The sequence below is a fragment of the Nocardiopsis nanhaiensis genome (assembly GCF_054778635.1).
Map to the genome: position 1 here is coordinate 25,541 of NZ_BAAGZJ010000072.1, position 15,139 is coordinate 40,679.

Annotated in this window: 13 protein-coding genes; 6 read left to right on the plus strand and 7 right to left on the minus strand. The window is 69.4% G+C overall.

Annotated features, from left to right (window positions below; translation table 11 throughout):
• Window positions 1-140 precede the first annotated feature (140 nt).
• The 3 genes from ACYVD1_RS26590 to ACYVD1_RS26600 form a co-directional block, all read right to left on the minus strand.
• Complete coding sequence (locus ACYVD1_RS26590) at window positions 141-1,574, minus strand: threonine/serine exporter family protein (protein WP_460777213.1); 1,434 nt, start codon at window positions 1,572-1,574, stop codon at window positions 141-143.
• A 231-nt stretch (window positions 1,575-1,805) separates the two neighbouring features.
• On the minus strand, window positions 1,806-2,507 hold the full coding sequence (locus ACYVD1_RS26595; RefSeq protein ID WP_460777214.1) for a response regulator: 702 nt from the start codon (window positions 2,505-2,507) through the stop codon (window positions 1,806-1,808).
• A 65-nt stretch (window positions 2,508-2,572) separates the two neighbouring features.
• Complete coding sequence (locus tag ACYVD1_RS26600) at window positions 2,573-3,376, minus strand: RecB family exonuclease (protein ID WP_460777215.1); 804 nt, start codon at window positions 3,374-3,376, stop codon at window positions 2,573-2,575.
• A gap of 82 nt (window positions 3,377-3,458) precedes the next feature.
• Here ACYVD1_RS26600 and ACYVD1_RS26605 point away from each other — a divergent pair, with 82 nt between their 5' ends.
• Window positions 3,459-4,625 carry a site-2 protease family protein gene (locus ACYVD1_RS26605; RefSeq protein ID WP_460777216.1) on the plus strand — a complete coding sequence of 389 codons (1,167 nt, stop codon included), beginning with the start codon at window positions 3,459-3,461 and terminating at the stop codon, window positions 4,623-4,625.
• 84 nt (window positions 4,626-4,709) lie between these two features.
• Here ACYVD1_RS26605 and ACYVD1_RS26610 read toward each other — a convergent pair whose 3' ends face one another.
• Both ACYVD1_RS26610 and ACYVD1_RS26615 read right to left on the minus strand, forming a co-directional pair.
• On the minus strand, window positions 4,710-5,183 hold the full coding sequence (locus tag ACYVD1_RS26610; RefSeq protein WP_460777218.1) for a hypothetical protein: 474 nt from the start codon (window positions 5,181-5,183) through the stop codon (window positions 4,710-4,712).
• 32 nt (window positions 5,184-5,215) lie between these two features.
• A complete protein-coding gene (locus tag ACYVD1_RS26615; RefSeq protein WP_460777229.1) occupies window positions 5,216-6,478 on the minus strand; it encodes a helix-turn-helix domain-containing protein in 1,263 nt (420 codons plus the stop codon).
• A gap of 212 nt (window positions 6,479-6,690) precedes the next feature.
• Between ACYVD1_RS26615 and ACYVD1_RS26620 the strand changes: the two genes are divergently transcribed.
• Entirely contained in the window at window positions 6,691-7,098 is a 408-nt protein-coding gene (locus ACYVD1_RS26620) for a hypothetical protein (protein WP_460777219.1), read from the plus strand.
• A gap of 370 nt (window positions 7,099-7,468) precedes the next feature.
• Here the strand turns inward: ACYVD1_RS26620 and ppgK are convergent, their stop codons facing one another.
• Window positions 7,469-8,224, minus strand: coding sequence for a polyphosphate--glucose phosphotransferase (ppgK, locus tag ACYVD1_RS26625; RefSeq protein ID WP_460777220.1), 756 nt, complete (start codon window positions 8,222-8,224; stop codon window positions 7,469-7,471).
• Between the two features lie 196 nt (window positions 8,225-8,420).
• Between ppgK and ACYVD1_RS26630 the strand changes: the two genes are divergently transcribed.
• Entirely contained in the window at window positions 8,421-9,461 is a 1,041-nt protein-coding gene (locus ACYVD1_RS26630) for a tRNA (adenine-N1)-methyltransferase (protein ID WP_460777221.1), read from the plus strand.
• Between the two features lie 114 nt (window positions 9,462-9,575).
• On the opposite strand, the gene ACYVD1_RS26635 is transcribed toward ACYVD1_RS26630, so the two are convergent.
• On the minus strand, window positions 9,576-9,983 hold the full coding sequence (locus ACYVD1_RS26635; protein WP_460777222.1) for a DUF1761 domain-containing protein: 408 nt from the start codon (window positions 9,981-9,983) through the stop codon (window positions 9,576-9,578).
• 100 nt (window positions 9,984-10,083) lie between these two features.
• Here ACYVD1_RS26635 and ACYVD1_RS26640 point away from each other — a divergent pair, with 100 nt between their 5' ends.
• The 3 genes from ACYVD1_RS26640 to dop all read left to right on the plus strand — a co-directional run bounded on the left by ACYVD1_RS26640 (window position 10,084) and on the right by dop (window position 14,798).
• Entirely contained in the window at window positions 10,084-10,989 is a 906-nt protein-coding gene (locus ACYVD1_RS26640; protein WP_460777223.1) for a helix-turn-helix domain-containing protein, read from the plus strand.
• 207 nt (window positions 10,990-11,196) lie between these two features.
• Entirely contained in the window at window positions 11,197-12,966 is a 1,770-nt protein-coding gene (gene arc, locus ACYVD1_RS26645) for a proteasome ATPase (protein ID WP_460777224.1), read from the plus strand.
• A gap of 308 nt (window positions 12,967-13,274) precedes the next feature.
• Entirely contained in the window at window positions 13,275-14,798 is a 1,524-nt protein-coding gene (dop, locus tag ACYVD1_RS26650) for a depupylase/deamidase Dop (RefSeq protein ID WP_460777225.1), read from the plus strand.
• Window positions 14,799-15,139 lie beyond the last annotated feature (341 nt).

Sequence of the window (15,139 nt, forward strand, 5' to 3'; positions counted from 1 at the left end):
ATGCTGCTGCCGGTTTGGGCGACAACATCCCTGCTGTGTTCTTGTCCGCTCTCAATGAATGAGACTCACGTCACCCGGTCCTGGTTCGGTCCGATTCGGCTTTTCCCTGTCCGGGTCCGGCCACGGCCGGACCCGGTGGGTCAGTAACCGCCGCGCGTACGGCGAGCGGCCGGACGGCTGCGCATGCCCGCCCCGGCCAGGCCGCCGCGCTGGAAGGCCCGGACCAGTTCACCGCCGAGGTTGACCCCAGCACCTAGCGCCAGCGCCACCACGACCGCCTCGGCGATGCTGAGTAGGCCCACCGCCGTGGTCCCCTGGGTGAGCTCGATCAGCCCCCGGTACAGGATGCTGCCGGGCAGGAGCGGGGCGATCGAGGGGATCAGGTACGGCAGGACGGGGCGCTGTGTCCGCCGCGCCAGCCAGTGCCCGACCACACCCACGGCCACGGCGCCCGCCACGGTGCCCACCACCGGCGGGATGTCCAGCAGCGTACGCAGACCCGCGTAGGTCACCCAGATCATCACGCCCAGGGCGCCGATGGTGGGCAGCATCCGGGGCGGCACAGCCAGGGAGATCGCGAAGGCCATCGCGATCCCGGCCGCGCCGATCAGCACCGGTATCTGCAAGGAGGTTCCCGCAGAGGGCAGGTTCTCCAGATCCAGGTCGATACCCAGGCGCACAGCCGTGTAGGCCACGGTGACCACACCCGTCACGATCGCGCCCAGCGTGAAGAAGGTCTCCAGCAGCCGGGCGGCCGCGGAGACGTAACTACCGCTGATCCCGTCCTGGAGGCTGGAGACCAACGGGCGCCCGGGCAGCAGTGCCATGATGTTGCCGGTGATGATCGCGCCCGCCTGCAGGCCCAGGTCAAGCGTCGTGCTCACCCACAGCAGCCCCACTCCGATAGTGGCCGCCACGACGGCTGCCGCCACCATCTGGTAGAACTCCGCGACCCCGCGCTTGGCCAGGAACACCGAAGTGCGGTCGCCCAGCACGGTGGCCAGGAAGGCCACGGTAGCCACGATCGGGCCGCCGCCCATCATCACACTGGCGCTGGAGGCGATCAGGCCGAAGCCCACCGCGATCATCCAGTTCGGGTAGGGCATGCGAGCCCGGCGGATCTGCTCCAGCCGGGCACTGGCGTCTTCCAGCTCCAGCAGACCCAGAGCCACCTGCTGCACCAGGCCGTGCAGTTCATTGACACGGAAGTAGTCCAGGGTGCGGCGGCGCACCACACGCTCGCCGGTGATCGGGGGGTGGTCGCCGCCTGGGTGGGTGGACAGGGAGATGGTGGTGAAGGTGACCGACACCTCCGAGCGGGGCAGGTCGAAGGCGACCGAGAGGCTGAGCATGGCTTCGCTGACCGCCTCGGTGCTCTCACCGCTGGCCAGCATGAGCTCGCCGACGCGCAGGGCCAGGTTGATCGCCCGGGCGTCGGGAAGGTTGACGTCCTCCTCCTCGTCGCCGAGGTTCTCCGGGGTCAGCTCCTCTTCGTGCTCGGCCCGCCAGTCGCGCATCCGGCTGAGCATGAGCTCCTCGCTCGGCGGACCCGACCGCTCACGATTGCTCGGCATCGATGTACTCCGTTCCCTCCCCGTCGCCCGCACCCCTGCTGTTCGGCGCACTGCGTCGGCAACCCGAAGGGGGACGCCGCGCGCACGCACCCGGTTCGCCCCGCGCGTGCGGCGGCTCCCGTGAGTTCGGTCACTGGCTTATCCTGCCAAGACGCAGTGTGCCCCGCGGACGTCGACGCGCCGGTCACCAGGTGCCTTGGCGGCCCTCGTCGAGGGCGGTCCGCGGCACGGTCACGGGCGGGACGCAGGCGGCTGCGTGTCCTGTCCAGGGTGGACCAACCCGGTCTCGTAGGCATGCACGACGGCCTGTACGCGATCGCGTAGGCCGAGCTTGGTGAGGATGCTACCGACATGGGATTTGATGGTCGTCGCGCCCAGCACCAGGTGGCCGGCGATCTCCGTGTTCGACCATCCCTTGGCGAGGAGCCGCAGGACTTCGCGTTCGCGGACGGTCAGGACGTCCTCGTGCGGTTCGGCACAGGACTCGGGGGCCGCCGGTAGCGCGGCGAAGCGGTAGAGAAGCCGGCTCAGGACGGCGGGGGAGACGACGGCGGAGCCCCCGGCGACCAGTTCGACCGCCGAGACGAGTTCGGTCGGCGGCACGTCCTTGAGGAGGAAGCCCGAGGCACCCGAGCGCAGTACCCCCTCGACGTACTCGTCCAGGTCGAAGGTGGTCAGGGCGAGGACGCGCACCTCGTGGCCGAGCGGACGGGCCCACTCCACGATCTCCTGTGTGGCACGTATCCCGTCCATGCCCGGCATACGCACGTCCATGAGCACGACGTCGGGAAGGAGCCTGCGCGCCTCGCGCACGGCCTCGCGGCCATCGGAGACCTCACCCACCACGGACATGCTGGGGGCGGACTCCAGGATCAGCCGGAAACCCGCACGGACGAGGGGCTGGTCGTCGACCAGTAGTACTGAGACAGGCACGGGGCCGATTGTCCCGCACCCGGGAACCCCTTGGGCCGCTCCGGCCCGGGGCTGTGGCTTTCCGTTCACGCGGTGGGCAGCGGGGGCGGGGTTCCGCCGAACTCCGGGCAGATGGCCTGGTGCTCGCACCAGCCGCACAGCTTGCTCCGCTTGGGCTCCCACACGCCCGCGCGCCCGGCCGCCTCGATCCGCGCCCAGATGTCGGCGATCTCGGCCTCGGCGGCGGCCAGCTCCTCCTCGGTGGGGTCGTACCAGCGCACCGAACCATCGCCCAGGTAGATGAGCTGGAGGCGGGCGGGCACCACACCGAGGTCGCGCCAGATCATCACCGCGTAGAAGAAGATCTGGAACTTGGCCTTGTCCTCGAACCTGGGGTGCGGTGACTTGCCGGTCTTGTAGTCGACCACCCGGATCTGGCCCGAGGGCGCCACGTCGAGCCGGTCGACGTAACCGCGCAGCCGCAGGCCGGTGGGCAGGGAGACGTCCAGGCGCATCTCGCGCTCCCGCGGCTCCAGGTGTTCGGGGTTCTCCAAGTCGAAGTAGCGCTTGACCAGCTTCCGTGACGACTCCAGCCATTCCTGGACGGCTTCCTCACCGTCGAAGAGCTGTTCGGCCAGCTCTGGCTTGCGCTCGCGGAGTTTCTCCCACTGGGGGTCGACCAGGCTCAGCGCGGTGCGCGGGGTGCGGGTCTGGGCGGGCAGCTCGTACAGGCGCTCCAAGCAGGCGTGGACCAGGGTGCCGCGCAGGGCCGCGGCACTGGGGGCCTCCGGGAGCCGGTCGATGGTGCGGAACCGGAAGAGCAGCGGGCACTGGAGGAAGTCGGAGGCCCGGGAGGGTGAGAGGGCGGTCGGCAGCGGCGCGGTGGTCATGGACCGACTCTATGACTTGTGCAGCGGACATGCCCTAGACCCACGAGAGGACCATCCGAGCTGGGGCCATAGTCTGGGTTCCGTGACCAGAGGCAGCGACCACCCCAGTTCCCGGGCCGACGACCGCGCGAAGAAGAAGCCGGGGTTACTGCTGGGCCGGCCCTTCGGGGTCCCGGTCTACGTCACCGCGTCCTGGTGGATCGTCGCGGTGATCATCACCCTGGTGTACGGCGGCATCGTCCAGGCGAGACTGGCCCTGGGCCCCTCCGCCTATCTGCTGGCCTTCGTCTTCGCGATCCTCCTCTACGCCTCCGTGCTCGTGCACGAACTGGCCCACTCGCTGGTGGCCCGCGGTTACGGGCTTCCGGTGCGCCGCATCGTGCTGTACGTGCTGGGCGGGGTCTCCGAGATCGACCGCGAGGCGCCCACACCGGGGCGCGAGTTCTGGATCGCCTTCTCCGGTCCGCTGCTCTCCCTCGTCCTGGCTGCGGGCGCGTTCACGCTGGCGTACTTCGCCGACCCCTTCACCGTCACGGGTGAGCTGCTCTTCCAGCTGTGGATCGCCAATCTCCTCGTGGGTGTGTTCAACCTGCTGCCGGGGCTCCCCCTGGACGGGGGGCGCCTGCTGCGCGCTGGCGTATGGAAGCTGAGTGGCAACCCGCACACCGGCAGTGTGGTCGCGGCCTGGGGCGGGCGGGTGCTGGCCCTCGGGGTCGTGGCGCTGCCGTTCCTGTTCGCCTGGAGCGCGGGGACCACCCCGGGCCCGTGGGCGGTCGTATGGGGGCTGCTGCTGGCCGGATTCATGTGGATGGGCGCGACCGAGGCTCTGCGCAACGCCCGGATCCGGGCGCGGGTGCCGGGCCTGCGTGCGCGTGCGCTCGCCAGGCCGACCGTCGTGGTGCCCTCGGACCTGCCGCTGGCGCAGGTGGACCGCAGGCTGGCGGAGGCGGGCGCGGACACCGCCGTGGTCGCGGACGGTGACGGCACTCCGGTCTCGGTCGTGCATCCCTCCGCGGCGGCGGCGATCAGCGACGCGCGCCGGGCCTGGGTTCCGGTGTCGGACGTGTCACGGGCGCTGACCGCGCACTCGACGGTTTCCGCGGACCTGGGGGGTGAGGAGCTCTTGACGGAGCTCACCCGTTACCCGCTGCCCGAGTACCTGGTGGTGGAGGCCGACGGGGCCCTGTTCGGGGTGTTGCGGGCCGTGGATGTCAATGCCGTGATGGCGGGTCGGCAACCGGGGGAGTAGGGCCGGAGGCCGGGGAGCGGCTGGACGTCGGGGACAGCGGGGCACGGTCCGGAGATCGGAGCACGCCTGGTCAGCGTTCAGTGCTCAGCGCCGGGCCCCTTCGGGCCACAGCACCGTGACGGGGCGGTGCAGGGAGCGGGCGTAGTCGACCACGTCGGCAGTGCCGCCGGGACCGCGCGGGGGCAGGCCGTCCCAGACCGCCAGCAGCTGGTCGCACTTCTCGACCAGGAGGCGCCCGGCGGCCATGTGCGCGCTGGGGTCGGACTCGCTGTGCGGTAACTCGTGGACGAGGACCGCCTGTTCCAGGAGCCGGTCGTAGACCGGGTGGTGCTCGGCGGGCAGGGCCTCTCGGTATCCGCTGGCGGGGACGATCGCCTCCAGCGGTGCGCCGGTGGAGACCACGGCTTCGGCGAAGACGGCGTCCGCGCCGTCGGCGAGGCAGGACAGGCCCACCATCTCGCATCCGTAGGGCTCAAGGTGGGCTTTGACCATTTCGGTAACGGCGCCGTTTACGTCTGGGGGCAAGCCGCGGTGTCCGGTGATACCGATACGAATCACGAAACCTCCCGGATGTTCGCTTCGTCGGGTTTCTACCCACGAAGAGGCAGGCCGGTAACCAGAGACGACAACCGGTGGTCCAGGTCGTCGACGAAGTGCGAACGCGGGCCCCGGTAGCGCCTGCGGAAGGAGCGCACCCGGCCCACCACGCGCTCGGAGTCGTACCGCACCCCGGTGACCAGTGCTTCCTGGGCCAGCCTGAAGGCCTCGTCGCTGTCGCCCGCTTCGGCGTGCACCGACGCGAGTTCCACCTTGAGCAGTGCCGACTGCTTGACGTTGTGCGGGGCGGGGGCGACGGCCTCAGCGAAGGCGGAGAGGGCGTCCTCAGGGCTGCGGAGTCGGACCCCCACCAGGGCGCGGTATCCGGCGACCTTGGCGTGGTCGAAAGCGAATACCCAGGGCCAGGGCGGCTGGGCGTTGTCGGGGCTGGCCACCTCGTGTTCGGCGCGGCGGATGGCTTGGGCCGCGGCGGCGCGGTCGCCGGTCCCCGCGTGCGCCAGCGCGCCGATACAGGCGAGCCAGGCGCGTGCGGTGGGGTGGGCCGAGGGGCCGAGGACGTGTTCGGCCTCTCGGACGAGGCCCAGGCCGAGTTCGGGGTCCTCTGCGGTCTCGATCTCGAAGGCGGCGAGGGAGCCGAGCATGTACACGTCGAGCAGGCGCATCCCGGCCTGGCGGGCGCGCACGATGGCCGTGCGGTAGTGCATGCGGGCCGATCCCATGTCGCCGAGGTCGGCGCTCAGCCAGGCGGCGAAGCCCGAGGCCTCGCTCGCGGCGGCACTGAGTTCGGTGTGGAAGGGTGTCCCGCGCGCGTTCCCGAGCATCTGCTCGGACAGGTGCACGTGCGCCACCGAGCCGGGCAGCAGGTGGCGGGCGGGGGAGGTGGCGTCCATACGCCGCTGGCCGCCGGTGATGGTGCGCAGCGAGGGCGCCGTGGTCTCGTTGACGCTGGGGTACGCCTCGTGCTCCCCCGGGGCGTGCGGGGCCGTGCTCATCAGAGTGCTCACGGCGACCGTTTTTCCGAAGGTGCGTCGTCTCGTGGGGTCCACCCCCTTCCGGGTGGGGCGCTCCTGTGCTGTCGTGCCGCCGAAGCGGAGCAGGTGCAGTGGGATGTCGAGCCGCCGGGCCAAGTCCTGTACCTGGCTGACGGTGAGCGACTGTTGGCCGTTGACGACCCGGGAGACCCAGCTCTGGGAGTAGGTGAGCGCGCGGGCGAGTTCGCCTTGGGACCATCCGCGTGCGGTACGCACGCCTTCGATGACCGTCGGCATGTCACAGGTGGCCAGGGCGGCGGCCATGCGCGGTCGGGTCCACAGGTCTTTGGGAAGGCCGTCTGGTTGGGGCATGAGCTTAGATTAGGGATTCCGGCCGCCGTTAGTGGCTATGTGTGAAAAAGAAGGTGTGATGCGTGATCCGCATAGCGGTAGGTGAGCCCTCTCAGCATGCGGCAGAGTGAAGGAGTCGCTGGTCCGGAGGCACGTGCCGGACCCGGAGAGGAAAGGGAGGCCACGTGACCGTTGAGTCGCCACCGGCGGGTAACCCCGGCCTGTCCGGGGACGGGCACGAGGGCTGGGGAGCCCAGCCGGAGAGCGGGTGCGGACAGAGCGCACCTGAGCCGGTGTGCCAGGTGGACCTGGCCGTTGTCACTCTGCGGGGGATGGCCGCGGAACTGCGGGCACACGGGGTCGAGGCTCGGGAGGACGGTGTGTTCGGTGTCGTGGACGCCGGGCCGGCCGCCCGTCCGCAGCGGGCTCTGCTGCGCCCCCACCGTGGTGACCTCTGGTGGTGGATGCGCTGGCCGAGTCAGGACGGCGTTCCCCGTGGGCTGTCAGGGGTGCCGCTCTCCCCGGCCACTCGGACCTCCGACGCTGCCCTGCGGATCGTGGGCGCCCTGTCCACTTCCTCGGAGGGTGGCTGAATGAAACGTGCGCGGGTGGCCTGAGCCCACCCGCGTGAAGACGGGGTCGTGCCGCAAGCACGGTCCCGGGTGTCAGGGCGGTGTCTGGTCCGGTCCCGGAACCCAGTCTCCCTCTGTGCGGGCCCCAGGCCCGTCCGGCACCCGAACAGAGGCCGTCCTTCGCGCGGAGGACGGTTGGGCCTCCGCATTTGGAGGGTCGCTTGGCCCCGGTCCCCGTGTTAAGCGCCCCGAGGGAGTGTTCCCCGGAATGCTTCCGCCCGTGTTGATGCAGCCGGCATCGAGGCGGGCGGAAGCCCGGCACCGCGAAGGCGGAGTGATCCGGAGAGCATGACCTGGGCCCTAGCTCCGCCCCTGTCCGTCGTGGAGGACCCTACCCCTGTGCGGCGGACAGGGCAGCGCCCACAATGCCCGCGGTGTTCTGCAGCGCGGCCGGCACGATCGGTGTGCGGATGTCGAGGTGGTGGAGGAACTTGTGGGACTTGCGGCTCACCCCGCCGCCGACCACGATCAGGTCCGGCCACACCAGGTCCTCGACCGTGCGGTAGTAGCGCTGGAGCCGCTGCTCGGCCCAGTCGTGGTAGTCGAGCCCGTCCCTTTCCTTGGCCCCGGAGGAGGCGCGTGTCTCCGCGTCGTGGCCGTCGACCTCCAAGTGGCCGAACTCGGTGTTGGGCACCAGGCGCCCGTCCACGACCAGGGCGGTGCCGATCCCTGTTCCCAGAGTGGTGAGTAGGACCGTGCCGTCCACTTCCTTGGCTGCCCCGTAGCGGTTCTCGGCCAGCGCGGCGGCGTCGGCGTCGTTGAGGACCCGGGCCGGGCGGCCGGCGGCCTCGGCGAACAGGGACCGCGCGTCCGTGCCGACCCAGCTCTTGTCCAAGTTCGCGGAGGTGCGTACCACTCCGTTCTGCACCACCCCGGGGAAGGTGACACCGAAGGGAGCGCCCTCGGCCTCGGGGAAGTGGGCGGCGATTTCGCCCACGATCGCCGCCACCGCCGCGGGGTCGGAGTGGTCGGGGGTGAGGATCTTGAGGCGGTCCCTGACGAACTCCCCGGAGACCAGATCGACCGGTGCGCCCTTGATGCCGCTGCCGCCGATGTCGATTCCCAGGCCCGTGGTCGGCTGTGACATGGGTCGTGTCTCCCGTGGTCCTCGTCAACTGGGTGGGGGCGTGGCGCTGCCACACGCCTGATACTGCCCGAGGCAGCCGGGATTCGCACGCTGTCGGGCGGGTGCCTTCGGAAGCGGTGGTTCGTGGCGGTGGTGGAAGCCCGATACGCTGGGCGACTGCCCTGACCAAACGCGACGCGGGAAGACGAGAGCGACGTTGACCGGTATCCATGGCCGCCGCGGCCCTTTCACCGACGGCGACACCGTGCAGTTGACCGACCCCAAGGGTCGCATGCACACCATCACACTGCGTGAGGGTGGAGCCTTCCACTCGCACAAGGGCAAGGTCGCGCACGACGACCTCATAGGTGAGCCCGAAGGCAGTGTGGCGCGCTCCAACACCGGCACGGCCTACGTGGCCCTGCGCCCCCTGCTCATCGACTACACGCTCTCCATGAAGCGCGGGGCGACCATCGTCTACCCGAAGGACGCGGCCCAGATCATGGTCGAGGCCGACATCTTCCCGGGTGCCCGGGTGATTGAGGCCGGGGCCGGCTCCGGCGCCATGTCCAACTGGCTGCTGCGCGCGGTCGGTGAACAGGGCATGGTGCACTCCTACGAGCGCCGGTCCGACTTCGCGGAGATCGCGCGCAAGAACGTGGAGAGGTTCTACGGCGGGCCGCACCCGGCCTGGAAGCTCACCGTGGGCGACCTGGTCGAGGAGCTCGACGAGACCGAGGTGGACCGGGTCTTCCTGGACATGCTCGCGCCGTGGGAGTGCCTGGACGCGGTCGCCAAGGCGCTGATTCCCGGTGGCCTGGTGTGCATCTACGTCGCCACCACCACCCAGCTGTCCCGCGTGGTGGAGGAGATGCGCGAGGACGAGCGCTTCTACGAGCCTCGCTCGTGGGAGACCATGCTGCGCACCTGGCACGTGGAGGGGCTGGCGGTGCGCCCGGACCACCGGATGATCGGCCACACCGGTTTCCTGGTGACGGCGCGACGTCTGGCGGACGGTGTCACGGCCCCCGAGCGTCGCCGCCGCCCGGCCAAGGGCGCCTACGGCAAGGACTACGAGGCGGCGAAGGCTGCCGCCGACGCCGCCGCGAAGGCGGCCAAGCCCGCGGCGCGCGCCCCCGAGGAGAAGCCGACCGAGGCGACGACCGCGGCATCGGCAGAGCAGACTTCCGGTACACCCTCCGAGGCACCGGTCGAGACGCCGGCCGCTGAGCCGAAGGCCGCCGGGGACGACGAGTAGCCCGGTTCGCCGATCTGTTGCGGGCCCGTCCGGAGAACCTTCCGGGTGGGCCCTTCATGTCGGTGGAGCAGCTTTGCGGCAGCCGAGGGCTTGTGGTGCCCATGGCGACCGCAGTCAGGTCAGGGCGACGATGACGGTGCAGGCCAGGACGGCACCGACGAGGTGGTAGCCGCCGGTCACCGCACCCAGGAGGAGTGGGTTAGGGGTATGGGGTGTGACGGCGTTGGTCACCGAGACCGCCGCGTATCCGGCGCCTAGGGCCAGGCCGAGGAGTAGCGCACCGGTGAGGTGGTCGATGCCCAGCGCGGTGGTGAGCAGGGCCGCCACGAGGCTGACCACGCAGGCACTGATCAGCGGCGCGACGTAGTAGAGGGCGGGGAAACGGTTCCCCTTGGGCCGTTCGAAGCCGATCGAGCGGTCCCAGAGCCGACCGAACAGAGGGGTGAACCACAGCGCCCCGAGGAAGTAGTACGCGAGCGCGGCCAGCGCCGCGGCGAGCCAGTTCGGTTCCATGGTGTCCATGTGCTCCCCGTCCGCCGAGGTTGATTCGTTTGGTCACCGATCCTTCGCCGGGGTTCGCCGGGTGTCTTGGACAAAGCCGACAGCGGGCACGTTCAACGGCATGACGAGGACTCGCGCCGACGGGCAGGAGGAGGGTGACGGCTCGGCAGAAGGTGACGTGCCGGGGCAGGGTGCCGGACGACCGATCCGACCCGACGAGCGCTCGGGCATGCTCCAACCGCGCAACCTGGAGCGGTACCGGGCCACCTGGTTCGACCCCGCCCCCGATGTGCGGGTCGCGGTCGACCGGTATTGGTGCGTGCGCTGGAACCTCGCGCCCTGGGAGGCCCTCGCCCAGCGCGTCATCGACCTGCCGGCGGTCACGCTCACCGTCGAGGAGGGTGACGTGCCGGGGCCACTTGTGGTCACGGGCGTGCACCGGAAGGCGTGGCGGCGGCGGATCACCGGTTCGGGAAGCGTCTTCGCGGTCCGGCTGCGTCCGGCCGGGCTCGCCCTGCTCGGAGACCTGCGCCCGAGTCGCGTGGCCGACGCCACGGTGGTGCTGACCCCGGAGCTGGACCCCCGGTTGCACTCCCTGATGGCGGGGGTGGCGGCGGGGGACACCCCCGAGGCGCGTGCACGGCTGGCCGACGGGATGATCGGGGCGCGCCTGGACGGGTGCCGTGCCGGTGCCGACCTGCTGCTGGCCAACGCCGCGCTGACGGAGTTGGCGGACCGGGTGCGGTCGCGTGCCGGGCAGGGCCTCGCGGCGCGGTTCGGGGTCAGTGAGCGGACCTTGCAGAGGGCGTTCGGGGCGACGCTGGGGCACGGGCCCAAGTGGGTGAGCCGCAGGGTGCGGTTGCAGGAGGTCGCCAGGGTGCTGGCGACGCGCCCCGAAGTGGATCTGGCGGCCCTGGCTGCCGAGCTGGGATATGCCGACCAGGCGCACTTGACCAACGATTTCCGGGGGGTCGCCGGTATCACCCCGGGTGTCTATCTGCGGTCGCTCAGGAGTTGGGGTGTTTAGCGGGACCGGAGCCGAATCTCCTGGGCAGTGCTTGCCCGGACCCGACCACGGAGGTTACTTTCTCATTACGTCGGGTCATCCGCTACCAGCATGACCTGCGCATATACAAGGCCTAAAAATGAGGTCTAAGACACTCCCCGCAGCTGGGAGGTTAGGAAATGGGCAGGGGTAGGTAGGCTCCCGAGTAGTCGTCCTTCTCATAGGGAGGTGGCGGACGTGGCCGAGCGCGAAGACGAGCGTCAGAGCGACCGGGACCGTGAAGTCGCTGAACTCACGGCCCAGGTCTCCTATATGGAAAAGGAACTCAGCGTGGTTCGGCGTAAGCTCGCCGACTCGCCCCGACATGTACGCCTGCTCGAGGAGCGGTTGAGGGAAGCCCAGGCCAACCTGGCTGCCGCGAACGGGCAGAACGAGAGGCTCGTCTCCACACTGAAGGAGGCGCGTGAGCAGATCGTGGCACTCAAGGAGGAGGTCGACCGGCTCGCGCAGCCGCCGTCGGGCTTCGGTGTCTACCTTGGGTCCCGCGACGACGAGACCGTCGAGATCTTCACCAACGGCCGCAAGATGCGGGTCAATGTCAGTCCTTCCGTGGACACCGGCGACCTGCGGCCGGGCCAGGAGGTCATGCTCAATGAGGCGTTCAACGTCGTCGAGGCGGAGTCGTTCGAGACCGTCGGTGAAGTCGTCATGCTCAAGGAACTCCTTGAGGACGGTGAGCGGGCGCTGGTGATCTCGCACCACGACGACGAGAAGATCGTCCGGTTGGCGGAGCCGTTGCAGGACGAGCCCATCCGGGCGGGGGACTCCCTGCTGCTGGAGCCCCGGTCCGGGTACGTCTACGAGAGGATCCCCAAGTCCGAGGTCGAGGAACTCATCCTCGAAGAGGTCCCCGACATCGCCTACACCGACATCGGTGGGTTGTCCGGGCAGATCGAGATGATCCGCGACGCGGTCGAGCTGCCCTTCCTCTACAAGGACCTGTTCCTGGAGCACCAGCTCACCCCGCCCAAAGGCGTGCTGCTCTACGGTCCCCCGGGGTGCGGTAAGACGCTCATCGCCAAGGCGGTCGCCAACTCGCTGGCCAAGCGCGTGGCCGACCTCACCGGCAAGGACCTCGGGAAGAGCTTCTTCCTCAACATCAAGGGTCCGGAGCTCCTCAACAAGTACGTGGGGGAGACCGAGCGGCACATCCGACTGGTCTTCCAGCGTGCCAGGGAGAAGGCCTCCGAGGGCACCCCGGTCATCGTGTTCTTCGACGAGATGGACTCGGTCTTCCGCGTCCGCGGCTCGGGGGTTTCCTCCGACGTGGAGAACACCATCGTCCCGCAGATGCTCAGTGAGATCGACGGTGTCGAGGGGCTCGAGAACGTCATCGTCATCGGCGCCTCCAACCGTGAGGACATGATCGACCCGGCGATCCTGCGGCCCGGCCGCCTGGACGTCAAGATCAAGGTCGAGCGGCCCGACGCCGAGGGCGCTCGCGACATCTTCGCCAAGTACATCACCGAGGACCTGCCGCTGCACGACGAGGACCTCGCCGAACACGGCGGGTCCGCGAAGGCGACGGTGGACGCCATGATCCAGCGGGTCGTGGAGCGGATGTACACCGAGGGTGAGGAGAACCGCTTCTTGGAGGTCACCTACGCCAACGGTGACAAGGAGGTCCTGTACTTCAAGGACTTCAACTCCGGCGCGATGATCGAGAACATCGTCTCCCGGGCCAAGAAGATGGCGATCAAGGACTACATCGACCAGCAGTCCAAGGGTCTTCGGGTCTCCCATCTGATGCAGGCCTGCGTCGACGAGTTCAGTGAGAACGAGGACCTGCCCAACACCACCAACCCGGACGACTGGGCCCGGATCTCGGGCAAGAAGGGCGAACGCATCGTCTACATCCGGACCCTGGTGACCGGCAAGAAGGGTGCCGACTCCGGTCGGTCCATCGACACCGTCGCCAATACCGGCCAGTATCTGTAGGAACACGCGCTCGAAGCTCTGAGAACACACGCTCGATGTGCTCGGCTGGGGCCGACCGGACTTGTCCGGTCGGCCCTTCGCCGGTTCGGGTGCCGTGGCGAAAGCGGGGGCGGCAATACGGTCCGGTGGCGTGTGCGGCACTTCGGCCCGCGCACGGTTTCGGTTCACCTGCGAATCCCCAGCCAGGCCTGCCTGACCTGCGATGATGTCGCGTTCTGGGGGTTTTCGAAACGCCCGGGAAGACGGCGCTTAGGCCACAATTGGCGCGGAAGCGTTCAAGACGGGTCCGTGGCGGATAACCTCTCACCATGAGTGTGCGGCGGATTATGGGTATCGAGACCGAATACGGGATCTCCGTGCCGGGCAACCCCGGCGCCAACGCGATGGTCACCTCCACCCAGGTGGTCAACGCCTACCTGGCCGCCTCGGCGGCCCGGGCCAGGAGGGCCCGCTGGGATTTCGAGGAAGAGAACCCGCTGCGGGACGCGCGCGGGTTCGACCTGGCGCGGGAGGTCGCCGACCCCACCCAGCTGACCGACGAGGACTTGGGGCTGGCCAACGTCATCCTCACCAACGGGGCCCGCCTCTACGTGGACCACGCCCACCCCGAGTACTCGGCCCCCGAAGTCACCAACCCGATGGACGCGGTCCTGTGGGACAAGGCGGGTGAGCGGGTGATGGCCGACGCGGCCGCCCGGGCCGGTGCCACCCCCGGCATCGAACCGATCCAGCTGTACAAGAACAACACCGACAACAAGGGTGCCTCGTACGGCTGCCACGAGAACTACCTGATGAACCGGTCGACGCCTTTCGGCGACATCGTCCGGCACCTGATCCCGTTCTTCGTGTCCCGGCAGGTCGTGTGCGGCTCGGGCAAGGTCGGGATCGGTTCGGACGGCCAGGGCAGCGGTTTCCAGATCTCGCAGCGGTCCGACTTCTTCGAGGTAGAGGTGGGGTTGGAGACCACCTTGAAGCGTCCCATCATCAACACACGGGACGAGCCCCACGCCGACCCCGACCAGTACCGGCGCCTGCACGTCATCATCGGTGACGCCAACATGAGCGAGGTGTCCACCTACCTCAAGCTGGGCACCACCGCGCTCGTGCTGTCGATGATCGAGGACGGATTCCTCAGCTCCGACCTGTCCCTGGAGACACCGGTGGCGGACCTGAGGGAGATCTCGCACGACCCGAGCTTGGAGCACCGGGTCCGGCTGCGCGACGGTCGCAGGATGACCGCCTTGGAGCTGCAGGGTGAGTACCTGGATCAGGCCCGCAAGTATGTCGAGGACCGGTACGGCACCCACGTCGACCCCGACACGGCCGACGTCCTAGACCTCTGGGAGTCGGTGCTCTCACGGCTGGCCTCCGATCCGATGAGCCTGGCCACCGAGCTGGACTGGGTCGCCAAGCTCAAGCTCCTGGAGAGCTACCGCACCCGGGACGCCCTGGAGTGGTCCCACCCGCGTCTGCACCTGGTGGACCTGCAGTACTCAGACGTGCGCGCCGACAAGGGCCTGTACAACCGGCTGGCCGCACGCGGCCGGATGCGGCGCCTCGTGGAGGAGCCCGCGGTCACCCGTGCCATCACCGAGCCGCCGGAGGACACCCGCGCCTACTTCCGGGGCCGCTGTCTGGCCAAGTACGCCGACGAGGTGGCCGCCGCATCCTGGGACTCGGTGATATTCGACCTGCCGGGATACGACTCGCTGCAGCGCGTGCCCACACTGGAGCCCCGCCGGGGCACCAAGGAGCACGTGGGCGGGCTGCTGGACGCCTCCGCGACCGCCGCGGACCTGGTTGCCGTCCTCGCCGGAGGCCGCAAGAGCTGAACCGCCGCGCTCGGCTGGGGCGGGGCCGTCCGACGGCCCCGCCCCAGTTGTGTCGGCTCGCCCAAGCTGTACCGGGCCGTCCTACGGCGTGTTCGGTGGATGCTGCCCGTCGAGAAGGTGCTGCGCCGTAGGTGTCCGTTGAGGGTGGTGGCGGGCGACGGGCGGGGGTGCTGCGCCGTAGGCGTCCGTTGAGGGTTGGTGGCGGGCGACGGGCGGGAGTGTCCAGTGGTGCTGGCACAAGGCCGAAGAAGGAGTTCCCCTACTGTGCGCTTCCTCGCAAGCTCGGCAGCATCGCACAGCGGGGGCCCGCCCGGGTTTGGCTGTCGACTGAGAGATGCGCG